The following is a 24,717-nucleotide window of genomic DNA, read 5'->3' as shown; positions in this document are numbered from 1 at the left end:
CCTTTATCGTTGGGCACCTCAACCCGCCGCAGATACGCCCAAGGCAGCAGGAGGAGGCTGCGCCAAGGGCGGATGCTGTTGTTGCTTAGGCAACAACGAATGCGCCGCATACACTTGGCATGGGCGGCAATAGTACAAAGACGGCAACCCCAATCGAGCAGTCAGGTTGCTTCGCGTGCCGACTACTCGCTTACGGCACATCGCCAGACACGTCACCGGCTGGCAGGCGTCTTTGTGTAGTTACCCGGCCCGAAAGCCGGGGCGGCGTTTGTAACCGCAAGAGGTTTGGGGCGTTGTAGCCCCTCACCTATTGGTGACTTGAATGCGCGTTAGCGACGCTCAAGCATATTTCTTGTGATCTATCAAATAGTTATCGTTTGCCGCAACGTATTTTTTAGTGTGTAGAAATGGCGAGACAGCGTCAATCGCCTGCATTACTAGCGCCTTCCCAGATATTTCTGCCGTTCTCCCCGCATAGCCCGCCCTCACTCCGATACTCCCCAGCGTCTGCCCGCCCAACGCAGCATCCTCAAACGGATCCACGAGTGGACCTAGTGCTGAACGAATGCGCATGAGGATGGGAAACCGGTCTATGCGGTCAAGCAATACGTCTTCCGTAACTTTGATATGCAGGCTTGCGGTTCGGCCAGTGCGTGCCTCGCAATTGTCGTCATACTCAATGGCGGCCTTTCGCCTTGCTGGTATGTTGTAAGCGCCCTTGGAGCGCCGTGGCTTGACATACTCAATCTCCCCGCCGGGGACTGCGGCGTCTCTCCATCCGCCCTTCTTTGCCGCGTCAACCTCGGCCACGCCGTCGCGCAATATACTCTCAAATTCAACGGACATACCTGTTGCTTCGCGATTCGAATAAGACATGCCCTTAAGCGGCTCAGCCGCGCACAGCGCCACCAGACGACGGTATTCAAGAACAACGCGAATGGCATCCTCGTTACGGTCCCGCCGCAAGACAGCAAGGAGCGGGAAGTCCTCGTCGCGCGACTGCTCGCAGGATGGGTCACCGATGCGTTGGCGCTTATTGATGCGGCGACGCTCCCTTGCCATGGCCTTTTTCTCCTCCGCCGCTCTGATGTCTGCCCGGTCCTCTGCGGCAGAGCGCGCTACCACCACGATGTTTGTACGTCGCTCCGCAACGGTTGGGACAAACATGCCGTCGTCGCCCCTAACAAGCCTACCATCAGCATTGCGCTGAAACTTGGTTGTGGTTCGGTATGGATGATCTCCGCGCAGCCTTGGCTTGTGCATCACGCCGCATCCTCGTAATCATCGTCGTAGACGTCATCATAATCGCAAACGACATATGCAGATTGCGCACGCTCTAAAGCGCTGTAGGCCTCACTCTTGTAGCGATACAACTCGACGCGCCATTCTTCCGCGTAACAATTATCGCCACTCTCTGGAATTACTGCCGCCCATGCTTGTCGCCCCGAATGATCAAAGAACTTGATTGCAGTTCCTCCTGCCTGCAGTCGTGTATCCTCGCTGATTGGATATTCCGGCTGCGCTCGACCGAACTTCAGGTCATACTCAATGAACTCCGCCAAATCATATGCGGGGAACCAAACCCCTTCGTGCCTGAGATGCCCCGTCACGTTAATCTGCTGGGGCTTATTATCGTTTGCTGCCTGTATGGCCAAACCGGCCTCCCGTAAAAGCTGTTATGCTATGCGGCCATGCCGCCTGTGGAATCACAAGATACAGTATGTAGCGCCAAAACCAACGTCAACATGTTGTGTCGGGCGATGTCTCGTGTTGGCGTGGCTAGTTGTGCGCGCCGGTAGCTAAACGCGCGCTGGTGGGCTTGTGTGTGGCTGTGTGGGGCTACAGCGGCCAATCTTTCGGCCTGTAACCCTCGTCGTAAGCAGTCATAAGCCGCGCAAGATGATCGGGCACTGGACGCGGGTTGGTTTCGCGCTCGAATTCCGACACCCGCATCGGCGAACCGTAGCCTAAGAAAGCGGCAAGCTCCGCTTGGGTAAACCCAAGGCGGAGCCGGACGTTTCGGAATTCATGATTGGTCATGCAAGAACAGCGTATACGCCGGTCCTACCCGTGCGGCTGTCCAACTGTGAGTGCGCGTCTGCGCTAAACTGGCTTTTGGTTGTTGCCTCGATCCCGCAGAAATCGGGGAACTTGCGTATGGCTTCCAAAGCATCTGCGGCATCAACCGTGTGCTGCGTCTCGACGAGTGGAACAACATCGCCGTGGATGCGGGCGCGGTATTCTTTCTTGCTCATGGGCTGGTAGGTGGTGACGGTGAAAGCGGTCATGTTTCAAGCCTCCATTTCTTCGATGATGCGGCTTGCTTCGGCCTTTGTGAGACGCCCGCCGGAAAGAATGTTGAAGTCGTTTTGAGCAACGGCCATGGAAACGATGTAGTCAATCTGCTGCTGGGTTGCGCCGAACTGCTGTGCGGTACGTGCGGCGACGTTCAACTCTGCGCGGAGGCTTTCTGCGGTTTTTGCCTCGGGCTTTTCGACCTGCGCCCACAAAGGTGCGGTGCGGAAATTCGTGTGTGAGAATTCATAATCGTCGCGATACCATTCGCGCTTTTCGCCGAAGGTCTGCGCGGCAAAATCCTCTGCCGTCCACGTGCCGCCCTCTATTGTGCGTGCGAACTCCTCGCGGGCCGCCTGGCAGGCTCCCTTGAACTTGGCGGTGTCGATGCGAAGGGCGGTCATGTCGGTTGCTCCTTGTTTCTGACAACCAATATAGCGCATATTCGTTATAGCGCAATAGCGTTATGCGGATTTCTGCAATTTATTTTCGCCATCGTTAGCCGCCAACCACCCGCGCACCAGCGCAACGGCTTGTGCGGCTGCGTCATCCGGTGACGTTGCGCGCACCACCGTAACGGTATGGCCCAGCCGCGCCAGCGCAGCGTGCCGCTCTACCTGTGCATGAGACAGCCGGCCACGGCCGACTTTGTTCTCGATAAGCCTAAGCCAACCGCCGGCCATGTAGATGCGCAGGTCCGGGTCGCCTGCCGCCATGCCGGTAGCCAGCGCTATGGCCTGCGCACGCGGGCCGCGCTTAGCGGCATTCTGATCGCCGGCAAGCAAGAACTGGCGCCCATACTCCGGCATGGCCTTGAGCGCGCGAACCTGTGCAGCCTGGCAGTCGGACTCCAACGGCAGCGCCGGTGTGGCAGTCACCTTACCGTTTTTGGTGACGAGCCGAACGCGGGCGCCGTTGATGCGGATGGTCTGGGTGGTGGTGCGGTTAGTGGTGCGCGGCATAAAAAACCTCCTACTATCAGGGGAAATCGTTCCCGACGTTTCCCCCTACGTAGTAGGGGTGCATTTCCGGGAACGGAAATCCCTTTGTTTTCAACAACTTATCCATTTCTGAAAATTCCGGGAACGCCGGGAATGGAAATGCTAAGTTGTTGATTTCATTCAATAACACGTTCCCACGTTCCCGGAAACGTTTCCATTTCCAATATTAGTGGGAACGCATGTACGGCTATGCGGAGCGCTTCATTCCGGCTCTGAATTCACCAAGTCCGGCTGCGAACGGGCCAGTCGGAACGTCGAGCCACTTAGGTGTTTTTTCACCGCGCGCCTTCGTTTTTACGATATGTCCGCGCTCCAGTGCGTCATCAATCATGGCGTGCAAACGCCCCTTAGAAAGCGATCGCAGTTCATCCGGAAGCTGTTCACGCAACTCGAACATTCCGCCCGCGCCCGTCTTCGTGTATGGCGCTCCTGCGTTAGCGGCGCTTTCAATGGCGATAACGAGGATGGTCGACAAATCGTCCTGCGACGTAAAACCACCGTCATTGTTGGACGCTGTGATGTCCTCCAGCAGCCCGAACTCATTTCGATGGTACGTCGACAAGATGCGCCTGGCCGCGCCATTCGCCTTCACCACACCACCATACGCGACGGAATTGTGGAGGTAGGGCTTGCCTATCGTTTTGCATATTTTCTTCGCCTTATCCTCCTCGGCCGGCCACAGTGCATAGGCAAGGCGCAGGCCATCCACCAATGCAGTGGAGCCTCGGATAGCGTCACGCGCCTCTGACAGCTTTTCTACGGGCTTCGCGGTTTTCTTCATGTGGTGCGCTACCATAACGGTTGCACCCGTCTCCGTGGCTACCCGGCTTAATGACGTACACACGAACTGACCAGCGGCCGGATCCTCGTTAATCTGTAAGTGCGCAAAACTAGCCAGCGGGTCGATTGCCACAAACAGTAAGTCTTTAATCGTCAGCAATTGGTCGACAAACTGCCGAAACTCCGGCGTTTCCTCCAGTGCTCGATCCTTTGACTGCCGCCAGAATGGCATCGCTCCGCCGGCACTTGGGAGCGGGATAACCATCAATTTTTCGGATACCGTCTTGTATCTATCCTCGCGCATATCAAGTGCAGCAAGTCGACGGTGCACTTCGCCCTCATCATCTTCGGACGTAATCATGACTGCCGTGCCGTTCCGCCTTACGTGGCCACCAAGAATAGGATTGGCGAATGCGCCCTCGCCAAATGCCACGCGCCTGGCAGTCTCCATCATGACGAACGATTTACCAGTGTCGCCCATTGCCGCGATCATAGCAGGCACACCGAGCGGCACGATACCATCAATAAGATAATCGACCGATGGAGGCTCGCCCACGAAACGCGACGCCTTCCAGTCAAAGATATTCAGGCGCTTTTGCGGTTTATCGTCGTTTGCTGCTTCGGGGGGCTGCTTGTCGGAATTAAGATTAAGGCTCACGCCAAGCTGAGGTTGGTTCCACCCCATGGATTCAGGATCGGCGCTAACACGCTCGCATAGCCAAAATGCAGCATCCTTCGGCGTCGCGGCACCACCATACTCAATAACGAGTTGAATCGGCGTCGACGGCTTTTCCTCGCCAAAGTCGCGCACACCATCTGGGTGGATGGAAATGTCCTCCTCCAGGTTGCGGCCGAGTTCCTTGCTGCTAACGCGCCATGCTCCCGTGCCGGCCTCCTTGTGGGCACCAGAAAACAGTGATGGCACCCACTGGTCGGCATTTGACAGCGCGGCGGTATTGACGCGCTGCCAAAAGGTTTCGCCGCCCTGTGACGCCTGTGTTGACGACTTGTCGTGCTTTTTCTCGGGCTGGCCAACCGCGGCCATCCGCGATTCCGCTTCGGCAAGAAATCTGTCCAGATCGTCGGGTACAATTACGGGCAGGTCAGCGAAACGCACGTCCAGCGGCGAGTCGCCAATCCACTCATAATCGCGGCCCGTCTCTGGGTGCAGCCCAAATGCAACGAATTGCTGGCCGCGGCCAAGAACCTCTATTTGGCACTTATGACCGCCAACCAGGTAGACAGGCGTCGTCGCTTTGCTGCGCGGCTCTATGGCACGGAAGACGTATAGACATTTTGGCGCGCGGCCCACACGGCATAGTGCCTTTTGGCCGTCTGGCAGTGCACGTACCAGACCGCCAAGCTCCGCCGCTAACTCATGGTCCAGAACATCAACGTCGATCGCCACAACGTCGCCGGCCAGGATACCAGTGTTCTTGTGGTCAGCGTGGCCGCGGTCCCATGAATCGATGGTTGCCTCAGTCGCGCGAATAGACGACCACCCCGCGATGCGCGGACGCTTGCCGTTGACTGGAATAGGGAAGTAGCCGTTGCCAAGGAGCTTTTTGCGGATGTCTGATTGCTCCATTATGCGGCCCTCCTGCAGAGGTTATTGTTATCTGGCGTCCACTGGACGACGTTGCCCGCCTCGCGCCATGCAAGAGCGGCGTCGACGGACGGGGAAAGCGCCTCGTCATATTCTTCGAATGTTATTCCGCAACCTATTGGCATTCTGCCGTCTATAAACCCGATCGGAAAAAACCGTTCGGACACCGTCAATGGCGTGTCGCCAAGCAAGCACACCAGGTTGCTGCGCCGGTATGGCAGCGCTTTGCGGTATTCGTGGAATGGCCACGGTTCAAGAACCTCAAGTTCCAATTGCCGCAAGATGAAGGTAGATAAATCCGCAGGCTTTACCTCGCATAGAACCGGCCCAACCTTGGTGCGCAGTCGGAAATCCGGCGCCCATCCTTCCAGGTCGAACGGCTCATAGTCCCACTTCCACCCGCACAGATCGAAGAAAGCCGCCCAACGCGCTTCAAGGCGTGAGCGGAAGTTAACTCCAGCGTATGTCGTTGGAATTGCTTTGATGTTGTATTGCATTCTTATTCCTTTCCCGCCGCTGCATAAGACAGCGCGAGCGAAAGCATGGCGTCGGTGGTGGGGATGGTCTGAGCATGTGTGGCTGCCATTTTGTGCAAATTCCTTATTGACAGTTAGGACCATTGGCCCTAGCGTAAAATCAAGAAGCAAGGAGGTTCCGATGATTGTTCTTGAAGGTCCGCGTGAAGAGCGCACCAATGCACAAGCCCGCGCACGCATCCCGATGAACGCGGCGCAAGTCCGCAGCGTCATCGACGAGATGGAGTTGCACACGAAGCAGAAGGCAGCGCGCGTTTCGCTGGCGCAGTCCGCCATTCGCGTCGGCAACATCACGGACGAAGGAAAGGCGGTTTATCGCGAGTACCTTCGGCAGGTTGGCGCGTGACGCCCGCTGATTTGGAACGCCGCGCATCCGCGCTATACGGGCGCGAATGGCAGACTGCGCTTTCGCGGCGCATCCGCGTCGAATCCCGCACCGTTCGCCGATGGAAGGCTGGTGATCGCGCGATTCCAGAATGGCTGTCTGTGATGATGGCCATTCTGGAGAAGGTTGACGCAGACTAAGCTGCTGCACGGGCGGTGTCCTTGTTGTCGTTGGCTGCAAGTGGAGGCATATGTGCGTCTATGCGCTTGCCGAGCCACGCAAAGAGCGGCACGGCCCATGAGTTGCCGAGCGCCTTGTAGCGTGGGCCATCGGGGCTGGTATGCTTCCCGCGCCATGGGATCGCGGTATAATTGTCAGGAAATCCCATGAGGCGCTCGCACTCGACGGGTGTTAGGCGGCGGACGGCTGATGTAACTACTGGCGGAACCTGCGTTAGCGTGCCACCCTCGCTAGCGGACAGTGTTGGGTAAGTTTCGGGTGCGTACAACACATGCGGCTTATCCCCGCCGCCTTGGCTCGCGCGCAAGGCGGTAGCTATAGGGCCGCCAAGCTCGGCAGTTGCGCCGCCCTCACGGCCACGTATGGCGACTGTTACAGCGGGCATCACACCAGCATTCGCGTGGCTGCCGCTATGCCCTCCCGCGCGCAATGTTGGCGACAGGTTAACCTGCGCATCGCCGCCGTAGTCTTTGGCGGTGAAGGCGATGACGTTTTCGCCGCCGCTGTTCCGACCCAGCGCAAATGCCGTGCTCTCGCTGGTGCATGGGTCTTGCGTTCCATGCACACAAACAATCGGCGTCCCGCGCCCCGTGCCGTCCTCGCTAGCGTCCGCGCCTTCGGCCTTCAGTGTGTGGGCGATGTCTCCGGTAACACCGACCGCAACCATTGTCGTGGATTCATAGTCCCGCGACGAGCCTTCGCGCGTTGCGTCGCAACGCGCTATTTCGGGGGCAAATACCAGCATGTTCTCAGCCATCATGTCCTGGCCCGATTGCTCGCCGTAAGTGGCGGTAAGTGTGGCGGCCACCAATTTTTCCGACCCGCCACCATTGTCACCACCAGCGGCGCGGACCGCGCCGCTTACTTCTGCATCGCGGTAGCATCCAATGCTGCTCGCAGAGTATGTGGAAGTTCCTTTCCCCGCTTCTCGGCTCGGCGGAGAATACCGGCACACGCCTTCTGGCTCAAAAAGAACCGCTGCGGGATCGGCCCCGTTTCCAAAGTCTGCGACAACGATGACACGGCGGCGTCGTTGGGCCAGGCCGAAATATTGAGCGTCGAGAATGCGCCACGCCGCCCTTCCTTCGGGTCCAGCAACCATACCCGCGTCCGGCCACCGTCCGCGTTTAAGTGGGCTAATGAGTGGGGCGTCCGCTCCCACAAGTCCCGCGAGGAAACACCCGAAGGCGTTGTCTGGCGTGTTGAGCCACCCGGGGACATTTTCAACAATGGCATTTCGAGGCTTAATTGCATGGAGTGCCCTCATGTATGAAAGAGAGAGATTGCCGCGCGCATCCTGCAAGGAGTTGCGCAGTCCTGCGACTGAAAACGCTTGGCAGGGCGGCCCGCCACAAACGATGTCAGCCTTGCCGTGGTATTGCGACCAATCGTGTGCAGTCATATCCCCGACATTCGGAACATCAGGGTAGTGATGGGCCAAAACAGCCGATGGAAACTTTTCGATTTCAGCAAAGGCGATGGCATTCCATTGCGGGAATGCCTGACTGGCTGCCTCTATGCCGCTGAACATGGAAATGAAGGTGCGCGGGCGATTATCGTTGGCTGCTGCTAAGTTGACCTGGCCGCCAGCGGCATTGCTTGCCGTAGGCTCTTCGGCGCGGGCTTCCACCGCCTTGTCTGAATAAGCTATGGCTTGCACCTTATTACGTGCCTCCAATGTAAAAGCAATGTCGGCCTGCCAGCCTTTGCCTTGCGGCCCAGCGTCTGGATTTACGCTAACGGCTCGCTCCTGTATGGCGTAGGTGGTCATTACAAACCTCACCAGTATCCCCGCGCAAACCCATAGCAATCTTCGCAATGCGCTGCGCTACAACGATGCCATTGGCGCCCTGCTCTTTGTGGTTCATTGAAAGAATTTCCCGCACCGCACCCTCCAACTCATCAATCCGGTCAGCGGCTGCACGGAGTGCATCGCCAACCGGTGCGCCGGCGCGACTATCAAGGTCGGCAATCTCGCGCATTCTTTTTGTGTCAGTCACGCCCGACTCCTAGAATGGTGCATCATTGCTCCTTATGGCTCCCCGCAACGCATTGCCGTAGCCCTGCACGACTGTCTTCCAGAGCATCCGGCGCGTGAGATCGTCCATAGCCGCCATGTCCGTGCCGTGCTCCGCGGCGAAGTCGCCGGCAATGTCGTCGACTTTGTCGAGCGCACGATGCTCGTAAGCGTCCATGCGTTTTATCTTGCGGATGTCATCGATGAGCATGGAGCAGTCGACGCACAGCCACCTTAACGGCTTGTCGAAGCCCAAGCCGCAATCGCGGGCCACGCCGCAAACGTGGCAGACGTGATCGTCGGTCATGCTGCCACCTCGTCGAAGAGCGAGGCGGTGGGCATGTTGTCGTTGGCAGGTTTCGGTTTGAACATCGACGGCGACCCCATTGCGCGCTCGATGGCGCGGCAAGCGGTGTCAAAATAGCCGGGATCTAGTTCAACGCCGACAAATGCCCGTCCGAGGCGCGCGCACGCAATGCCGGTGCTTCCGCCCCCCATGAACGGATCGAAAACCACGCCGTCAGTCCACAGCACGACCTGCTCCATCAGTTCCACCGGCTTCTGTGTCGGGTGATCGTCGTTGCCCGTCCGAGGCGCGCGCACGACGTCACTCGGACGTCCATTGGGAAAGAAGTGCTCCGGGCCAGGGTAGAATAGCGCCACCTCGGTCTGTCGCCCGTGCTCGTGCTTCAGATCGCCCATCGACCAGTTGTTCTTCACCCAAGTAATCAGGCTCTTGGGCTTGGGAACGCCGGCTATGTTGTCCCACCGGCAGAAGATGTATTTGCTATGGGTGGCCGGAAGCCTGCAGGTCCATTGGAGCATCCCAACATCACCGTCGTTTGCAATGGCGTCATGGCGCACTGTGCGGTAGTTTGACCTAAATGCCATACCATACGGCGGGTCAGTGATGATTGCGCTGTAGGCCGCCTCCACGTCCCGGCAATCGGCGTTGTAGAGCGTGATGTTGTCGAAGGTTTCGGTTCTCATGCCACACTCCCAGCCGCACCTGCTTGCGCGGGAGCGTTGTCGTTATCAAACAGCCCCGCCGCCTTCACCTTCTTGGGCCGCTCCACGAACATATCGCCCTGCGCGTAAGCCTTCGCGATGCGCTCGCACGCGATATCGAAATAGCGCTCATCCAGTTCGATACCGCTGAACTTCCGCCCCATGCGCGCACATGCAACGCCAGTTGTGCCGCTACCCATGAAGGGGTCAAGGATCGTTTCGCCTGGCCACGTAGAATTGCCGATGTACGTGCCCATAAGTTCTGTGGGCTTTTCTGTCGGGTGTGGAGACTCGTCTTTCTGAAACAAACTGACAAGGTTCTTTGAACCGGGGTTCCTGATCGTGAAGGCCTTGCCCTTCCGCATAAACAGCGTGAATTCTGTGACGTTCTGGTAGTATTTATTCGGAAGGGCGGCACGCTTATCCCAGACTAGAATGGTGTGAAGGTCGAACCCAGCATCTTCCGCCGCTGTCCATGCAGCCTTCAGATTCTTTCCGTTCGACATGAAGTAAGCCTGCTTGTCGTCTTTCAACGCGGCGAAGGCGAGCGGCAGCCAGTCTGACCATTCGATACTGCACTCAACAATATCACCGCCGTTCCCATAGTCTTTCATCCATCCGCCGAACCCACCCTCAAGTTGAAGGTTGGCCGCGAATCCGCCGCTTGATACGCGGTATGGAGCGTCGGTTACAATACAATCGACCGGCTCCAGCCCCGCCATAACCTCAAGGCAGTCGCCGTTATACAGCGTTGCATCGCCTATGCGTTCAATTCGCATCCTCATACTCCACAAACCAATCTTCATAAGCGGCGACGTCGGCCATTGCATTTTCCAGCGATTCCAAGTCGCGCCAGTACAAGTCGTAATCCGGCTCGTATTCGTGTGGGGCCATTAGCCAGGCGCAGGTCATTCGTAGTACTCCCGCTCTTGCTGCTCACGGAAACGCCAGCGCTCCTCGCGCCACTCCGGTTTGTCATTCGGCCAGAACAACACGGCATCTTCGTAGAGGACAGGAACTTCTGACGGGTTGTCGTTGAAGCGACGTCCGCCCCTTGCGCCAATGCAGATGCCTAGCGCGTCGTCTCGTGTGTAGCGCCCCGCCCATTCAATATCGGTGTTGTAGCCAGCGCGGTTTGGCCCCCCACCACGCCTTGTGCTCATTCGACCAGACAAGGTAATCCATCACGCCACCTTCACGCTTATCGTCTCGCCCGCCTCGCCCATACGCGCGCCAGGCACGTTCTGGTTGGCGGCAAGCAGTTCCTTGATTTTCGTCTTGTCGGGGCTGGTTGAAACGCGTACGCAGTCGGCAGGCAGCAACGCTTCATCGACGATCTCAACTCTGGCCGGCGTAGCACGCAACGACAGCGTGGCTTCGGGCAGTGTTGCCCTGCGCTCCCCGATGGCTTTAAGCACCTTGAACATAAGCGCGCGCATGGCGTCCGACTTGCGCTCATACCGTGCTTTGCGAGCCTGCAGTTCGGTAATGCGGCCAGCCGTAGCTTTGGTCAGCGTCTCGGCGTCAAGGGCTTGGTTGACTAGCCGCTGCAATACATCGTAAGCTGCTGTGCTGCCTTCCAGCATGTCGCGGCGCAGGTCTTCGTCGTCTGCCAGTTCGGGGTATGCGGTAAGCAGTGCGTCGATGTCGGCAAGGACGTTTGCAACGTCGGCTTGGAGGTAATTGGCGGTCATTATGCTGGCTCCTTAAAGGACGGGCAAAGTTCCTTGACGTCTCCGTGGCGGTACTCGGCCCACGGGTCAGTGCGGTACGCTGTGAACTCGTAATCGCGGCTTGTTTCGTCGTCTTCGTCGTATCGCTTGACTAGCGTGTACTCTACGCCGTCACGCAAGACGTGGTAGTTTGGCGTCATCAATCGCGCCGCCTCCACCTCATCCATCAGTGCAATGAAACGGCGTTGCCAGTCGTGCGGCATCGCCTCCATCGCGAGCCGCGGCATAACAAAGTACGCGCTATAGGACAGTCCGAACCATTCATGCAGCGGCGGCGGACAAAGCACGCCGTTCTCATCCTTTTCATACGCCATAACTGTCTCCTCTAATCGCGGCCGGTTGTGCCCCGCACAACTAGCCGCCGTGGTGGTGGTGTGTCTGTCGTGGTATATAGCGCCAAGCCGCTACGCAACTTTGCGCGGCGCCCCATTATCGTTATCATTCACCGCCGCGATCTGCGCCAGCCGTATGGCGTCCTTAACGACGACGATGTAGCCCGCGCGCCGTAGCGTCTCTATAATGCCGGTTGCCTGTAGCGGCCCGTACTCGGCCGCAAGTGCTGTGTGTGGGGTCATGATGCTGTGTCCTGGAATAAGTCCGGTGAGTTGTCGTTGTCTGGCTTGTGTTCCCGCTTGCGCGTCGCGGCAGGCGGGTTGTCTATGCGTTCGCGAGCCATGGCTGCGTAATCTGGATTAAGTTCTAGTAGGATGGCGTTGCGTCCGTGTTGCTTGGCAACAAGGCCAGTCGTACCAGCGCCGCCGAACGGGTCGAGGACTGTGCCTTCGGGTGGGCAACCAGCGAGAATGCACGGCTCGATTAGGTCGGGCGGGAATGTAGCGAAGTGAGCGCCTTTGAACGGCTTGGTTGAGACGGTCCACACGGAGCGGCGATTGCGCTTCTCTCCAACTCCGCATGAGTTCGCCCCGCGCCCTGAACTAACATCAAAACCCTGCTTACTTGAATTTACGCGCGTAGTACCGCACGGCCATCTAGCCTTACTGCTTTCGGCAGCGGTCTCTTTGATCGACACCGCATCAAAGTAATACCGCGCCGACTTCGATAGCATGAAGATATACTCATGCGCCTTCGTACAGCGGTCGCGCACAGACTCCGGCATCGGGTTTGGTTTGTGCCAAATGATGTCCTGCCGCAGATACCATCCGTCAGCCTGAAGTGCGAAGACTACGCGCCACGGAATGCCGATCAGGTCTTTGGGCTTAAGGCCATCCGGCACATGCGAGCCACCTAATTTTCCTTGAGCGCCAGAGTGCTTCGGCCCACCCTTGGTTGACGCAACTTGATATGTGCGATTCGCCGCATAACTATCCCCCAAGTTCAGCCACAGCGTACCATCATCACGCAGCACGCGCCGCACCTCGCGGAACACAGCAACCATGCCCGCTACGTATTCGTCAGGCGTCTGCTCAAGTCCCATCTGCCCTTCCATGCCGTAGTCACGCAGCCCGAAGTACGGCGGGCTAGTGACGGCACAATGCACAGACTTGTCGTTCATTGCGGCTAGCAATGTGCGACAGTCGCCAATCCTTATGTCAACGTCGGTCACTTCCTACTCCTTTCCTCAAAATGGAATTTCATCTGCCATCTCTTCCCAAGAAGCGAATCCAATGCGGTTGTCGTTGTCTGCCTCCGTCTTGGCTGCCTCTGCCTTGGCCACCTCGATCTTGGCTGGCGGCGCGTGCTCCTCCCCGTTGTCGTTCGCCGCAGCCGGTCTATAGTCAGTCACACTCCAGTAGCGCCCATCCGGCTTGGTCGCGATTTCCGCAGTGTCGGCTAGTTCGCCTTGGCGCTCGACGAACTCCAGCGCCGTCTTGGGCATCGGGCGCAAACCACCGTGCTTAACCCACCAGCGATCCGTCTTGCTCTTGAAGTAACCAGTGTGTGCCGGCCCCAGCCAATCATTAACGGCAGTCATGCCGCATATATAGGCGACCTTCACGCTGTCTGGCTTGCCGGGCTTCTGGTGCACGTACAGGCGGCGGGACGTGACTGGGCGCCATGTGGCCTCGCCTTTTGACAGGATGGGGACATCTGCGGCGTGCGCGTGGATCTTGGGCGTATCGTCGATCGGAAACTCAAAGCCGCAGTCCGGGCATTCTCTGGCTGAAGCGTGGACCAGCGATCCGCAGCCCCCCTCCTCGGCTGGACAACACTTCACAGGAGCCTCGCCCGTGCCGGTGCGGGCATTCGGCGGGATAACTGCATCTATAGGCCCGTGCCGCCTCACACACCCAGCGAAATCAAGGAACAGGCAATTTTCCTTAGCCGGATGGAGACGCAGGCCCCTGCCCGCCATTTGCACAAACAATCCTGCTGATGCTGTTGGCCTACAAAATGCCACCAGATCGATGATTGGCAGATTCGTTCCTGTGGTCAGAACCGAGTTGTTTGTCAGCGCGCGAAGACGGCCGGCATTGAAATCCTCCAATATCTTGTCACGCTCGCCGGTCGGCGTTTCGCCTGTGATGGTTTCGCACGTAATAGGCACGCCATTGATAGACCGGCTGCGAATTTCGTCGCGCATATGGTAAGCGTGCTCAACGCCGGAACAGAAGGCGAGCCACGCTTTGCGGTCCTGCCCATACAATACGATCTCGTCGACCACGGCGCGCGTTAGGTCGTCCTTGTCCACTGCGGCCTGTAGCGCATTCTGCTTGTAGTCGCCGCCAAGCTTGCCGACACCCGATACGTCATAGGTAGTGGCCATGCCCTTCGATATTGGCCGCACCAGATAACCGCCGTCGATCATGGCGGTTATTGGCTGCTCAAAGCAAATGTCGTCGAACAGCGCGCCTTCACCTTCGTGCAGGCAGCCTTCACCGAGGCGAAATGGGGTTGCGGTTAGCCCAACCAGCTTAAGGTCGGGATTGATTGCGCGCAGGCCGGCAAGCAACTTGCCGTATTGCGTCTCCGACTTGCGAGGCATCAGGTGCGCCTCGTCGACCATAACAAGGTCTATGTGGCCAATGCGTGCCGTCTTGCTGGCGATGGTTTGCACGCCGCCAAAGATAATCTGCGAGTCGGCGTCCCTTCGCCCTACCCCAGCGCTAAAAATGCCTGCTGGGGCAAACGGCCAGATGTTAAGCAGTTCGCGAAAATTCGACAGGATAAGCTCGCGGACATGAGTGCAAATCAAGATGCGCATGTCCGGGTAGTTTTCGATAAGCTCCTTGCAAACCGTGGCCAGCACCAAGCTCTTCCCGGAATTGTGATGAACCGTGAAATCGTCGGTAAGGTACAGATGATCGCCGTCAAGCTCGAAGCCGTAAAATTCTCCCTCGCCGACTGGTTCGACGGAAAAACCCGTAACCAGCGGGTTTTTGATCTGCCTGCGTGGCGACGCCTTCTGGCGCTCAACGCGATTGGGAATCATGACCGTATCGCCGGAAATGGACACGCGCCAATACGTGCCGCCACCACCAGTCTGGCAAAACTTGTCGCAAGCCTTGATATAGGCCGCCAAGCCCAGACTGCGCGCTACGAATGCGACATCGCGCGACAGCGTTTCAGACTTTGAAATGAAGTCAAAATGGTTCGATCTTGACAGATGACCATCCGTATCTAACAGGCCAGCAAGGACCTCAAGCCGCGTCTGCCTGCTTCCGGTTTTATATGGAGCGGGGATAGACTTCTGGTCGCAAATCATGCCCCACACGCCGGCATCTTCCAGCCTGGCGACTAGGCGGTTGCGATGGGATCTATCCGACTCGGTGTCCGGAAAAGAGATTTGCAGCGCGCGATTGTTCGGCTTCTGCGTCACTCTCAACCCCACGCCAACGGATTCAGCGTAGCCACAAACTTCGTCGATAACCTCTTTGTCCATATTGGTTAGCGTCGGCGTGTAGTTGAGACTGCCATCGCCTAGCATCGCGCCAACCACGTATGCTGGCACCGGCAGATTGTCGTTCGCGGGGCATTCGAAATCAACGCCCACGCGCCACAGTTTACGCAGGTGCTTCCAGCTTCTGGATTTTTGAAGATAATCCCTGACTGAAATGTTTTCGACCTCGCCCGCCCGGCGATGTGAATTAGGGTGGCGGTCGGCCTTCTTACCTTCGTTGGTCGTCTTCAGCGAAAGAATGTGGTTCTCGTTGACGACGAAGGGCTCGCCCTTTTTGGGCGTGATGCGATACATAGGTTCGCGCCCGGCGATCGTCCGTAGCACCCGGCGCGGCTTACTGTCCGGCCCCATAATATTGTCGTTGGCCGCGACTCGCTCGACGGGCTTTGTGCTACCGTCGTACATAAGAATGCGCGTACCGGCTGCGTGGCATCCCGTGGGCAACACGATAAGCGGCGATCCGGCTTTGTCTTGCCAGTAAGCGTAGAGCGAGTCGATGGCTTCGCGTTGATAGGGTCGCAAGGTTAGCAATGTGGTCTCCTTTATGCTGCGGTGTCGGTGTTATCATTCGCCGCCGCCCCATCGCGCCACACCGTGCCGTTGCGCATGCGGTACTCGATCCACTCTTCTTCTTCCGAACAATCGATCTGCTCGCCGTCGATAAGATGCGGCAAGTAAAGATGCGCAGGACAAGCGGCCTTCTGCTCGTCAATCGCTAGCGGTTTCGCCCAGCGGGAGCACGACCAGGCCGCATCGCCCCCGCGCTCCGGGCTTGCGTGAATGCAAGAGCGGCACGTCACTCGCGGCATAGCGCCGCCATGGCAAACGTCACGGTGTTTGCAGAACCTGCACTTGAAGAACTCCGGGTCTTCGCTTAGCCGCGCTGGCGGCGCGTCGTTGAATATTATGCGTTCGCAGCGGGCAATCTGACGAATGCACCATTCGGCATCGTACTCGATGCGTTCTGCATAGCGCGCGTCGTCGTTCTTATTCACAACGAGGTACAGGCAGCGCGTTAGGCCGAAGTAGTGCATTCCCATCTGGCACTGGCCGTAGTGCGTTGGACGCGCCTCTTTGCAGCGCTGCTTGACGATCTCCTTGAAGCCCTTGTCGTTGCTGGACTTGAATTCACATAAATGAATGGTACGCGGTGCCTCGACCACACCCATGGCCTTGCCGTCGCACTTGCCGCGGATATGGCCGTCCGCCAGTCGAATGCGGTCCTGCTGGCCGAACACTTCAACGCCGATGCGCTCCAGGTCTGAAACAAGCACCTCCTCCCACCTGTCACCCGTCCGGAAGATCGACAGCTTGCGGCCATCGATCTCTTCCGGTTCCGACACCCACCGCAGGTTATAGTAGAGCGCGCGGTCGCACTCGTTGCCGATCTCGCCAACGCTTATGCCAAGGCTGTCGTAGTGTTCATTCGCAGCCTCATAGGCGCGGTAGATGGCCTGAACAGTGGAGGCGCGGGGCTGGGGGATGGGTGCCATTAGCGAAGCCGAGCCGTGATAGAACAGAGGATCGAGCGAATGTCGTCAATCGTCTTGGCGTCTCGGATTTCCGTATCCAAGTCCTGCAACTCAATGGTACGCTTGGCCTCATACAGGCCAAGCCCTGCCGACCGGAGTTCGCGGATGCGCTCCACTTTGTCTTTCATCTTCCCATCACCTCCTTGTATGCCGCCTCGCAATCCGACACGTCTTCCCACTGCGGCAGGAACTCGCGTTCCAGTGTCGTGACGGCGTCGGTGTAGTCACCACGGCGGATTTGATTAATGGCTTCAATGGCGGCAGTCTTGCCGCGCAGCTCTTCCTCGAAGCCGAATTCATCCTCGAAAATGAACATCAGCTTACCCTCTGCGGCATGCACACCACTACGCATCCCGGCGCGGCATCGCTAGTGAACACGACCGGCCCCATGCAATCGTTAACGGCCATGCGGACTTCGCCAGCCGGCAGGCTGCCAAGCACTTCGGCTAGGTAGCGCGCGTTGAAGCCAACTGCCTGCTCCGGGCCATCGTAGGCGCACGACACAACGTCGTTAGCTTCGCCGCTACCGCGTGCCGTTAGTGTGATTTCCTCCGCGGTCAGGTCTAGGCGCACGGACGGTGTTTTGTCCTGCGAAACGATCGCAACGCGGTCGGCCGCAGCCTTCATTGTTGCGTTGTCGAACACGGCAACGTTTTCGCGGGTTGTAGGAACGACGCGGCGATAATCGGGGAAACTACCGTCGACCAACTTGCTGGTCAGCGTCACGTCGTCGGTCACGAACTGGATCATGCGCTCGGACAGCCGGATTTTGGCGGTGCCCTTTGGCGCAAGGTGCACGGTTTCTGCCGGTACAATCACGCCCGCGCCTATGCTGGGGTCGAACTCCGGCAACACCTGCGCAATGGTGATGAGCTTGTGGCCGTTGGTTGCCGTAACGGCAGTCGGCTCTAGATATGCGCCGCAGAGATAGAATCGGGTCTGCTCGTCCGACATTGCGAACGCAACAGGCGCAAGCAACGCAGCCGGGTCTGCTTCAAACTCGGTCGCGAACTTACCCGCCTCCATGGTCGGAAAGTCGTCGACGGGGAGCGCGGGAAGCTTCGTGCGCGACCGGCCAGACTTGACGACAATGTTGCCCGGCTCGGCTTCAATCGTCAGGTCTTCGCTTGAAGCCTTGCCAACCGCGGCGCTAAGCAGCTTCGCGTCTACGCAGGCCTCCAGTGGCTCGGGCGTGTCGGCCTCGATGCTGCCGGAAATCTCAAGGTCCAGGTTCGTTGCGGTTGCGGTCAGTTTTTGCCCGTCAGCAACAAGCCGCACAGTGGCAAGTACCGGGATGGTGTTGCGGCTCGAAACCGCCTTTGTGACGCTGCCCAGAAGGCGAGCGAGGTCGTGGCGTGCACAGCGCATTAGTGTCTCCTCAATGTGGTGGTTCGTGTGGTGTGGCGGTGGCTACTGGCGGGTTGCGCCAGTAGCGGTGTGGTGTGTTAGGCGTAGTCGTCGGGGTAAAGCTCGGCGTAGAGTTCGTCGTAGGCTTCATCCTCACCAACGCATTCGTCCTGCGTGTCCCAATCCTGATCTTCGAACGCCTCGATGATTGGCCGGTAGATCCTCTTCCGGTCCTCCTTGTTGGCTACGACCGGCTTTACCGCTTCGATAATCCGGCTGAACGTGCTGCTGCCTGATGACCAGCCCATCACGCAGCCTCCGGATCGCACATCAACGCATAGCTTGCACCGCTCCAAGCGTGATCGGCAAGAAAACCCTTGATACCACCCTTGTGCTCTGTCGCGATTGCGAAGAGTTCTGATATCCAAGTTATGGGAATTTCGGCGTCGTGTACGATGACGCAGGAATGGCCGACGCGCACGTTTGCCTTTCCGTGTTCGTAATGCGGGCTGTCGATTTCAAAGAACGAACCGCCCCGTGCGCCGTCTCCGCCAAAGCGATTTTCGCACTTGTGCTTAGCCATCATTCTCCCCTTCTTTGGCGGCCAGTTGCGCCTAGCAACCAGCCGCCGTTGTTTCTGTTTAAGCCGCCTTGCTTCCCCACGGTCTTTTACCAGCCGCCGCGGGTGCTGCGGCCTTGGCTGCCGGTGCCTGGCGGTTGTCGTTGGCGGCGGCGGGCTTGGTGGCAGGCTGGCTGGCGTCGATCGCGGGCTCCGGTACGTTGCCCTGGTCCGGGAAGTAGTAAGCCTTGATTTCGGCGCGAGCCGGATACTGGCCGTCCTTCGACGGCTTGCCCAGGCCGATCTTGGCTGTGAACGCCTTAAAGTGTAAGTCCTCGGAATCTTCCACGCTATCGATTCCGATGGCGCGGCACAGACTGGCGAACTGGCGCTGTCCGATCTCCTGCGCCTGCGCGTTTGGATTCTCCAGGTTATAGTTGTTGAACAACTTGCGCTTTGCGTAGTCCTCCGGGCGCAAGACAACCATGGTTGTCTTCAGAATGGTTCCGCGCCCGTCCTTGGTCGGCGTGACGTCGGAAGCCTCGACTTCCAACTCATAGATGCCGTTAGGCAGTTCCTCGTAATCGCGCTGCTCGGTGTCGTGAGCGGTCGCGTCAAAGCGTGTGGCTAGTTGAGCCATATGTGTAGTCTCCTAGTGGTGGTGTGGTGGTTATAATGCCCGCCAAGGCGGGGTCGTTATGCGCTATGACAGCGACAAGTCGCCGTAAGAGCCTGTGTGTATTTCAATGCAATCAACGTCCATCACCCATCCGCGACGGATAAGCGCCGGAATGAACCTGTCGTCGGCGCCGTATTCGTAGCAACCCCAATCGTCCTTCTTGCCGTTTGCTTCGGCTTCCACCTCGCGGAACATTTCTGGCGTGATTTCTACCAGCGCCAGAAAGTGCCCTTCATAGCCGTAGTTGCTATATTCGCCCCGCGAGAGGCAAAATAGCTTGCCGGCTGGGACGTGGAGGCGTTGCACCTTTTCCATCAAGCCGCCTCCTTCTGCCCGTTATCGTTGGCGGCAGGCCAGAACTTCGCGAGTTCCGTAAAGCCCTGCCCTTTACGATAGGTGATGGAGTCCGGCATGCCGAACCGGTTCTTCGCGACGAAGCCGGCGCCTTCGTTCAGGTGGATCTGGCGCTCCTTGCCGCCCTCTGCGTGCGCAATCTTTGTCTGCCGCGCCACCTCCTTCTCTTTGATGCTGATCCTATAGTTGAGAAAGCCAACCACGTCGGCCCGCTCTCGCAGAAGCGCAGCGGCACGCTTGTGCATCTTGATGCCGTAGCGCGAATACGGGTCCGTAATGGGCGAGTCGAAACGTACGATTTCGGGGTGCGCAAGTTGCACCACGTAGATGCCGGCCTGCGACAATGCCGCCACGCCGCCAAGGAAGTCGTTCCATTCCGTGTCGGCCTCGACATACCCGCGGCCGTAACCCGGTTCCTCAATGCTGTTAACGCCAAGCCTGGCGCACGTCGCGCGCCACACAAGCGGCTCCAAGCCGTCAAGGCTATCAATGACGATAGACTTGAAGTCGTGCTTCGATTCAAGCAGTTCGCCAAACACGTTAAACAGGTCGTCCAGCGAGCCGATCGTTCCCGGTGTTGCCATCTCAACGTCGGACGGCGGTCGTTCGCCTTCGGTCGGCAGATAGAGCGGGTCTGGCCACTCCGCAGCCAGACTGGTTTTACCGATGCCATCCACGCCGTAAAGCAGTGTAATGGGCGGGTTAGTGCTCTTCGAAGAGCGAAGCGATGATAGTGAGATTGCCATTAGCTGCGCGCTCCAGTTGCGTCGCGCACGGCATCAAGCAGTTTGAGCCCCGCGATAATGTCGCGCGCCAACGCATCGTTAATAACTGCGGTCAGCTTAGTTTCGCCACCGCCGTCCTCGCGTGTAATGACCTGCATAACGCGCGAGCCGAACTCGTCGTGGAGTTCCGCCACCTTGTCACCAACCAGTCGCATCTTAAGTCGCATGTTATCTCTCCTTCTGTTAAACCGGCGTCGTCGCCAGCATGTGCAGCCCGTAGGCTGCGGTGAGTACGGCCAGCGCAAGCCAGCAGAACCACCAGGGGTCTTCGGGGCAGGTCATGGCGTCACCGTTGCCGCCAATACGCCCGCCGCGAACCAGGCGCCGTAGGCTGCCGCTAGTGCTGCCGCGACTAGCAGCAACGTGTACGCCAACAGCAAGCCGCGCTGCGCGGGTGGCGCCTGCAGATCGCCATGCCGCAGGTTATCATCCGGCGCATAGTCCAGCGGTGCGCCGGCAAGCACGTCGGTTAGGCCGTCGACAACGGGCTTCATAGCGATGCCTCCAGTTCGTCAAGGCGCTTGTGGGCTTCGTCGATCGACATGCGGCGCTTGCGGTTAGCGCGGCCCGCAATGGTGAAGAAACCGACGAAGGCCCCGATCCACTGCATTGCGGTGCTATCGAGGTAGACGCCTATCCCAATAAGCGCGAGGAACAGAATGAATGTGCTGGTATCGACAAGGTACGACTGCAGCACGGTTTCATGCACGATGATGATTTCGGTTTTGGGTTTGTCGCTCACGGCAGCACCCCAAAGCTATAGAGCAGCCCTACGGTCGGCAGGATGACGAACCAGGCCAGCGCCGACGCGAGGATCAGCGCTACGGTCCAGCCCGCAAAGAAGTCAGTCCAGAACTGCGGCCAGTTGCTCATGCCGTTTCCCCAAGCGCTAAAACCTGGTTGAAAATCGCGAGCGTTACGAGGAATGTACCCTCGGTATAGTCGTCCATAATCGGGCCAACTACCGCCGCCGTGACAAGGCATACGATCGCCATTATCCTGTTGAATGTTTGCATAAAGCCCTCCATTGCTGTTGCGCCATGCGCAACAGCCTGGTTGTGGTTTGTGGTGGTGTGGCTTGCTGCTACCGCAGCAAGGTTAGGCGGCGCGCATAAGGAACTGATCGACCCCGGCCTTAGCCGCAGCGAGGTCGATACCAGCTAGCCCGCGCAACTCTTTAATGGCGGCAATCTTCTGGCCGCTTACAGCCAGCCGCTGCCATTCATGCTCGTAGACCGGCTCGACCTTGGCGGTGCGCTTGTACTCGTAAACCGCAAAAGCTTTGCCGGGATGCTTCTTGGCGAGGCGGGCTGCTTCGCCGCTGGCCGCGTCAGCGTTGGCGTGAACGAACGGGCGTGTGGCCGGAAGCGGCTGGCCGTCTTCGAGGAGGCAGACGATGGCGGGGATGGTGGTGGCTAGTTCGATTTGGCTCGGCCGCGCAATCTGACCGATAGTCCCGTCAGTCTCGTGGTTCAGGTTAATGTCGACGAAGGATGCACCGCCGTCATAATCCTTGGTGACCACTCCACGGTCACCGGCCTTTGTCCCGAACCGAAAGCCCGATGGGTCAATGACTCGGATCGGGTCACCCACCTTGAACCGCGGCTCCGCAACCGGCGGCTCGTTGTCGTTGCTGGCCGTGGTGTCTGCGGTGTCAGTGGGCCATTCGGCGATGAGGTCGAGGTAATCCCAATTAAGGAGATGCTTGCCGCCACACGCTCGCCACAAACGACTGGTCCCATCCACCTCCGCCCCAAATACGGGCTCGCCAGTGTCGTATGCCGTCCCACTTTCCTCCACCGGCCCCACCTTGCGCCCGTCGCGCGTCTTGTAGAAGGCGCCTGCGCGGATGGTGAGTTGCTGCGCGGCAACCGCAACGGGCTGGAAGCCACCAGTAGGCACCCACCACAATTCGCCCGCCCATGAACCCGTCTCAAATTTGACATAAGCGTTGCCCGCCGCGTCGATAGTGTCGATCGCGCCAACGTCGCCCTTGCTACCGAATCCAGAATTGTATTTTGTGAGCCGCACCCTATCGCCCACCTTGAACGTGCCGGCTGCTTCCGCAACGGGCACGAAACTATTTGTAAAGCCTCTTGTCCCATCTTCAAAAACGGCCCAACTGCCGCCATCCTCAAATGATGCAACCACAGCCTCATGTCCGATTGGGCTGCCCTCGTTGTGGCCGCATACACGTCTAGCCCTATCTCCAACCTTCAATGCCATCACGCTGCTCCTCCTGTCTTGCTGGTTTTCGTCAGTTTCGTGCGCTTAGTGAAATCCACCTGCACGACGTTGCTGTCCGCGGCACGCATTGCCGCCGCTACTGCGGGAGGCAATGGCACGAACTCAAGCTCCTCAACCTCGAACCATTCAACGTCGATGGAGCCCTGCAGGCGAACTGCGTAGCGTCCGCCCCAGTCTTCTTCGCTTACGACTTGTCCGGCGATTTCCGGTGTTGCGCGCAGGCGCACGACGTCGCCCTTGGCGAATGCGTAGTCCGTGTCGCTCATGCCGCCGCTCCTTCGTGATAAGGCCCGTCGATTAGCGCAATGCGCGGCAAGCTTACGGGCTGGTGGTAACAAGTCGCGCTGCCCGCAGCACCGATAACAGGCTGCATGTGCACAACGCTGCGCTCCGTATCGTTGACGCCGAACGCGGTGTCGCAGACGCGCCGTATGGCTGAGACGTTGACGCCGAACTGCCGCGCCAGGTCTACGATGCGTGCGCCATAGCCGCGCCGAACGCGGATCCTGCGCTTGTCTTCTTCGGTGAGGTCGACTTTCTGCCAGCGCTTACGGCGCGGCTGGTTGTTGTTGACCGCGACATGCAGTCGGGCAACGGATGACGTCATTGTTTAGCTCCTCATACGTGGCATTGACTTGTGCGGGCCAAACGCGGTATAGGAGCGTTAGCCTGCTGTGGTGGCGGGTAGTCGGAAAGTCTGCGGGGTCTCCTCTACAGACAATTACGCAAGACGGGGCCGTGTTCAGGTGGTGCTGGCACAATGGCCCCGTTTGTTTTTTGTACTCTGTTTAGCGTCAAGTTTGATTGCAAGGGCTATTTGGGTGGCATCTCCTCTTGCCACCGAAAGCGCCGGCTCGCGGCCCCTCGAAATCAACCTTTTGGAGTAACGACTCGGTAGGCTTAATTCGAAAGGTTAACCGTATGTATGCGAGTCGCACAACAAAAGTCAATGCACATCGCACAAATTTTATGTGCTATATGCGCAAGCATGAGAAAGAATTTTAAAATCGACAAATTCGAAGTTGGGAAGCGCTTAGAAAAGGCGCGGGTATCTGCCGGCTTTGAAAGGCCGTCACACGCCGCCAGGGCTCTCGGCGTTGGCGAGAGCACGTACACGAATGCGGAAACGGCCAAGCGACCCGCATCCCCGAGCCGGCTCGCATATTATGCGTTTAAGTTTGGCGTGACGCTGGATTGGCTTCTTACCGGAAAGGGACGCGGCCCAGCCAACAACGGGCAGGACCGCGTTGCACAGATTTTCGAGATCCTTGAGGATTTTGACCAGTGGTCCGAGGACCACCAGCGTCAGGCGATTGATTTATTGCTTGTGGTTGAGAAAGCTCGGCGCAAAACGGTAACTGTGCCTACCTCGTAATTAATTGCGCTTAGCCACTCACTGCCTTGCAATCTTTTTAGCGCATCGACGAGCGCCGCAAGGGCGGCCTCCACCTCGTCTTCAGGGCTGGTTTTTCTTATAGCAACAGGCGCCCCCACGCCCAACGCAGCCAATGCTGTGCCCGTCAAAACCCCACGACGGGTAATCTGTTGCCTTTTCAATCTTACCTCCAAGCCGTATCGCCATACCGGAACAATATAGGAACATTTTCCTGCATTGAGTCAAGCGGCGCGAGTGCGGCCACGTTTTTGCTCCACTGGGTTGTGCGCTAAAAGCTTGCGCAAATGGGTTTCCTTTATGCCTCGGTCTTTGCCGAGATTAGCATTAGCACTCGACGACTACGCTGGTGTCGAGCCGGGGGTTGAGAACGTCCCCGGAAGAGACGCCGATGGTTTTTAGCTTACGCCTGGACAGCACA

36 protein-coding genes are annotated in these 24,717 nt (G+C 58.3%); 2 read left to right on the top strand and 34 right to left on the bottom strand.

The features are described 5' to 3' along the window. Positions 1 to 339: 339 nt before the first annotated feature. The 7 genes from EET67_RS02030 to EET67_RS01995 form a co-directional block, all read right to left on the bottom strand. Positions 340 to 1,062: a hypothetical protein gene (locus tag EET67_RS02030; RefSeq protein ID WP_128624522.1), complete on the bottom strand. Its 723-nt coding sequence runs from the start codon at positions 1,060 to 1,062 to the stop codon at positions 340 to 342. Between the two features lie 200 nt (positions 1,063 to 1,262). Continuing rightward, positions 1,263 to 1,655 (bottom strand): hypothetical protein, encoded by a 393-nt coding sequence (locus tag EET67_RS02025; RefSeq protein ID WP_128624521.1) that lies wholly within the window; start codon positions 1,653 to 1,655, stop codon positions 1,263 to 1,265. Between the two features lie 381 nt (positions 1,656 to 2,036). After that, positions 2,037 to 2,288, bottom strand: coding sequence for a hypothetical protein (locus tag EET67_RS02015; RefSeq protein WP_128624519.1), 252 nt, complete (start codon positions 2,286 to 2,288; stop codon positions 2,037 to 2,039). A gap of 3 nt (positions 2,289 to 2,291) precedes the next feature. Continuing rightward, positions 2,292 to 2,699 carry a hypothetical protein gene (locus EET67_RS02010; protein WP_128624518.1) on the bottom strand — a complete coding sequence of 136 codons (408 nt, stop codon included), beginning with the start codon at positions 2,697 to 2,699 and terminating at the stop codon, positions 2,292 to 2,294. A gap of 60 nt (positions 2,700 to 2,759) precedes the next feature. Next, the gene (locus tag EET67_RS02005; protein ID WP_128624517.1) at positions 2,760 to 3,257 is read right to left on the bottom strand and encodes a VRR-NUC domain-containing protein; all 498 of its coding nucleotides are present in this window, start codon (positions 3,255 to 3,257) and stop codon (positions 2,760 to 2,762) included. A gap of 226 nt (positions 3,258 to 3,483) precedes the next feature. Further along, complete coding sequence (locus tag EET67_RS02000; protein ID WP_128624516.1) at positions 3,484 to 5,664, bottom strand: AAA family ATPase; 2,181 nt, start codon at positions 5,662 to 5,664, stop codon at positions 3,484 to 3,486. Next, positions 5,664 to 6,179 carry a hypothetical protein gene (locus EET67_RS01995; RefSeq protein WP_128624515.1) on the bottom strand — a complete coding sequence of 172 codons (516 nt, stop codon included), beginning with the start codon at positions 6,177 to 6,179 and terminating at the stop codon, positions 5,664 to 5,666. Before EET67_RS01995 ends, EET67_RS02000 begins: the two co-directional genes overlap by 1 nt. Before the next feature lie 160 nt (positions 6,180 to 6,339). Here EET67_RS01995 and EET67_RS01990 point away from each other — a divergent pair, with 160 nt between their 5' ends. Beyond that, complete coding sequence (locus EET67_RS01990) at positions 6,340 to 6,564, top strand: hypothetical protein (RefSeq protein ID WP_128624514.1); 225 nt, start codon at positions 6,340 to 6,342, stop codon at positions 6,562 to 6,564. Positions 6,565 to 6,739: 175 nt separating this feature from the next. Here EET67_RS01990 and EET67_RS01985 read toward each other — a convergent pair whose 3' ends face one another. The 27 genes from EET67_RS01985 to EET67_RS01875 form a co-directional block, all read right to left on the bottom strand. Then, the gene (locus EET67_RS01985; RefSeq protein ID WP_245450658.1) at positions 6,740 to 8,554 is read right to left on the bottom strand and encodes a DNA cytosine methyltransferase; all 1,815 of its coding nucleotides are present in this window, start codon (positions 8,552 to 8,554) and stop codon (positions 6,740 to 6,742) included. Next, entirely contained in the window at positions 8,520 to 8,783 is a 264-nt protein-coding gene (locus EET67_RS01980) for a hypothetical protein (protein ID WP_128624513.1), read from the bottom strand. Before EET67_RS01980 ends, EET67_RS01985 begins: the two co-directional genes overlap by 35 nt. A gap of 9 nt (positions 8,784 to 8,792) precedes the next feature. Next, positions 8,793 to 9,107, bottom strand: a complete 315-nt coding sequence (locus tag EET67_RS01975) for a hypothetical protein (protein WP_128624512.1) — start codon at positions 9,105 to 9,107, stop codon at positions 8,793 to 8,795. Beyond that, entirely contained in the window at positions 9,104 to 9,790 is a 687-nt protein-coding gene (locus EET67_RS01970; RefSeq protein WP_128624511.1) for a DNA-methyltransferase, read from the bottom strand. Before EET67_RS01970 ends, EET67_RS01975 begins: the two co-directional genes overlap by 4 nt. After that, entirely contained in the window at positions 9,787 to 10,587 is an 801-nt protein-coding gene (locus tag EET67_RS01965) for a DNA-methyltransferase (RefSeq protein ID WP_165899757.1), read from the bottom strand. Before EET67_RS01965 ends, EET67_RS01970 begins: the two co-directional genes overlap by 4 nt. Then, positions 10,577 to 10,720 (bottom strand): hypothetical protein, encoded by a 144-nt coding sequence (locus tag EET67_RS25510; RefSeq protein WP_165899756.1) that lies wholly within the window; start codon positions 10,718 to 10,720, stop codon positions 10,577 to 10,579. Before EET67_RS25510 ends, EET67_RS01965 begins: the two co-directional genes overlap by 11 nt. Before the next feature lie 272 nt (positions 10,721 to 10,992). Further along, entirely contained in the window at positions 10,993 to 11,502 is a 510-nt protein-coding gene (locus EET67_RS01960; protein WP_128624509.1) for a siphovirus Gp157 family protein, read from the bottom strand. Continuing rightward, on the bottom strand, positions 11,502 to 11,855 hold the full coding sequence (locus EET67_RS01955; RefSeq protein ID WP_128624508.1) for a hypothetical protein: 354 nt from the start codon (positions 11,853 to 11,855) through the stop codon (positions 11,502 to 11,504). Before EET67_RS01955 ends, EET67_RS01960 begins: the two co-directional genes overlap by 1 nt. Before the next feature lie 90 nt (positions 11,856 to 11,945). Next, on the bottom strand, positions 11,946 to 12,116 hold the full coding sequence (locus EET67_RS25505) for a hypothetical protein (protein ID WP_165899755.1): 171 nt from the start codon (positions 12,114 to 12,116) through the stop codon (positions 11,946 to 11,948). After that, positions 12,113 to 13,105: a DNA-methyltransferase gene (locus tag EET67_RS01950; protein ID WP_210211082.1), complete on the bottom strand. Its 993-nt coding sequence runs from the start codon at positions 13,103 to 13,105 to the stop codon at positions 12,113 to 12,115. The genes EET67_RS25505 and EET67_RS01950 overlap by 4 nt, the downstream gene beginning before the upstream one ends. A gap of 15 nt (positions 13,106 to 13,120) precedes the next feature. Further along, on the bottom strand, positions 13,121 to 15,931 hold the full coding sequence (locus tag EET67_RS01945) for a Hint domain-containing homing endonuclease (RefSeq protein WP_128624507.1): 2,811 nt from the start codon (positions 15,929 to 15,931) through the stop codon (positions 13,121 to 13,123). Between the two features lie 11 nt (positions 15,932 to 15,942). Next, on the bottom strand, positions 15,943 to 16,893 hold the full coding sequence (locus EET67_RS01940; protein ID WP_128624506.1) for a PDDEXK family nuclease: 951 nt from the start codon (positions 16,891 to 16,893) through the stop codon (positions 15,943 to 15,945). Continuing rightward, entirely contained in the window at positions 16,893 to 17,060 is a 168-nt protein-coding gene (locus tag EET67_RS25500) for a hypothetical protein (protein WP_165899754.1), read from the bottom strand. The genes EET67_RS01940 and EET67_RS25500 overlap by 1 nt, the downstream gene beginning before the upstream one ends. Beyond that, positions 17,057 to 17,248 (bottom strand): hypothetical protein, encoded by a 192-nt coding sequence (locus EET67_RS01935; RefSeq protein WP_128624505.1) that lies wholly within the window; start codon positions 17,246 to 17,248, stop codon positions 17,057 to 17,059. Before EET67_RS01935 ends, EET67_RS25500 begins: the two co-directional genes overlap by 4 nt. After that, positions 17,248 to 18,300, bottom strand: a complete 1,053-nt coding sequence (dnaN, locus tag EET67_RS01930) for a DNA polymerase III subunit beta (RefSeq protein WP_128624504.1) — start codon at positions 18,298 to 18,300, stop codon at positions 17,248 to 17,250. The genes EET67_RS01935 and dnaN overlap by 1 nt, the downstream gene beginning before the upstream one ends. A 77-nt stretch (positions 18,301 to 18,377) precedes the next feature. Beyond that, positions 18,378 to 18,587: a hypothetical protein gene (locus tag EET67_RS01925; RefSeq protein ID WP_128624503.1), complete on the bottom strand. Its 210-nt coding sequence runs from the start codon at positions 18,585 to 18,587 to the stop codon at positions 18,378 to 18,380. Beyond that, on the bottom strand, positions 18,587 to 18,862 hold the full coding sequence (locus tag EET67_RS01920) for a hypothetical protein (protein ID WP_128624502.1): 276 nt from the start codon (positions 18,860 to 18,862) through the stop codon (positions 18,587 to 18,589). Before EET67_RS01920 ends, EET67_RS01925 begins: the two co-directional genes overlap by 1 nt. Positions 18,863 to 18,920: 58 nt before the next feature. After that, on the bottom strand, positions 18,921 to 19,478 hold the full coding sequence (locus EET67_RS01915; protein WP_128624501.1) for a DUF669 domain-containing protein: 558 nt from the start codon (positions 19,476 to 19,478) through the stop codon (positions 18,921 to 18,923). Positions 19,479 to 19,541: 63 nt separating this feature from the next. Next, the gene (locus EET67_RS01910; RefSeq protein ID WP_128624500.1) at positions 19,542 to 19,832 is read right to left on the bottom strand and encodes a hypothetical protein; all 291 of its coding nucleotides are present in this window, start codon (positions 19,830 to 19,832) and stop codon (positions 19,542 to 19,544) included. Next, positions 19,832 to 20,617, bottom strand: coding sequence for an ATP-binding protein (locus EET67_RS01905; protein WP_128624499.1), 786 nt, complete (start codon positions 20,615 to 20,617; stop codon positions 19,832 to 19,834). The genes EET67_RS01910 and EET67_RS01905 overlap by 1 nt, the downstream gene beginning before the upstream one ends. Continuing rightward, positions 20,617 to 20,823, bottom strand: coding sequence for a hypothetical protein (locus EET67_RS01900; RefSeq protein WP_128624498.1), 207 nt, complete (start codon positions 20,821 to 20,823; stop codon positions 20,617 to 20,619). The genes EET67_RS01905 and EET67_RS01900 overlap by 1 nt, the downstream gene beginning before the upstream one ends. A 111-nt stretch (positions 20,824 to 20,934) precedes the next feature. Beyond that, on the bottom strand, positions 20,935 to 21,150 hold the full coding sequence (locus EET67_RS01895; RefSeq protein ID WP_128624497.1) for a hypothetical protein: 216 nt from the start codon (positions 21,148 to 21,150) through the stop codon (positions 20,935 to 20,937). Next, positions 21,147 to 21,398, bottom strand: a complete 252-nt coding sequence (locus tag EET67_RS01890) for a hypothetical protein (RefSeq protein ID WP_210211081.1) — start codon at positions 21,396 to 21,398, stop codon at positions 21,147 to 21,149. The genes EET67_RS01895 and EET67_RS01890 overlap by 4 nt, the downstream gene beginning before the upstream one ends. Then, positions 21,395 to 21,529 carry a hypothetical protein gene (locus EET67_RS26385; RefSeq protein ID WP_281010975.1) on the bottom strand — a complete coding sequence of 45 codons (135 nt, stop codon included), beginning with the start codon at positions 21,527 to 21,529 and terminating at the stop codon, positions 21,395 to 21,397. The genes EET67_RS01890 and EET67_RS26385 overlap by 4 nt, the downstream gene beginning before the upstream one ends. A gap of 225 nt (positions 21,530 to 21,754) precedes the next feature. Beyond that, positions 21,755 to 22,882, bottom strand: coding sequence for a hypothetical protein (locus tag EET67_RS01885; protein WP_128624496.1), 1,128 nt, complete (start codon positions 22,880 to 22,882; stop codon positions 21,755 to 21,757). Then, complete coding sequence (locus EET67_RS01880; RefSeq protein ID WP_128624495.1) at positions 22,882 to 23,169, bottom strand: hypothetical protein; 288 nt, start codon at positions 23,167 to 23,169, stop codon at positions 22,882 to 22,884. Before EET67_RS01880 ends, EET67_RS01885 begins: the two co-directional genes overlap by 1 nt. Further along, positions 23,166 to 23,510 carry a helix-turn-helix domain-containing protein gene (locus EET67_RS01875; RefSeq protein WP_128624494.1) on the bottom strand — a complete coding sequence of 115 codons (345 nt, stop codon included), beginning with the start codon at positions 23,508 to 23,510 and terminating at the stop codon, positions 23,166 to 23,168. The genes EET67_RS01880 and EET67_RS01875 overlap by 4 nt, the downstream gene beginning before the upstream one ends. A 381-nt stretch (positions 23,511 to 23,891) precedes the next feature. Between EET67_RS01875 and EET67_RS01870 the strand changes: the two genes are divergently transcribed. After that, the gene (locus tag EET67_RS01870; RefSeq protein WP_128624493.1) at positions 23,892 to 24,278 is read left to right on the top strand and encodes a helix-turn-helix domain-containing protein; all 387 of its coding nucleotides are present in this window, start codon (positions 23,892 to 23,894) and stop codon (positions 24,276 to 24,278) included. The last annotated feature ends 439 nt before the right edge of the window (positions 24,279 to 24,717 follow it).

It is taken from the genome of Borborobacter arsenicus, assembly GCF_003934165.1.
Classification (GTDB): Bacteria; Pseudomonadota; Alphaproteobacteria; order Rhizobiales; family Rhizobiaceae; genus Pseudaminobacter; species Pseudaminobacter arsenicus.
This window is presented reverse-complemented; position numbering and strand designations above follow the sequence as displayed.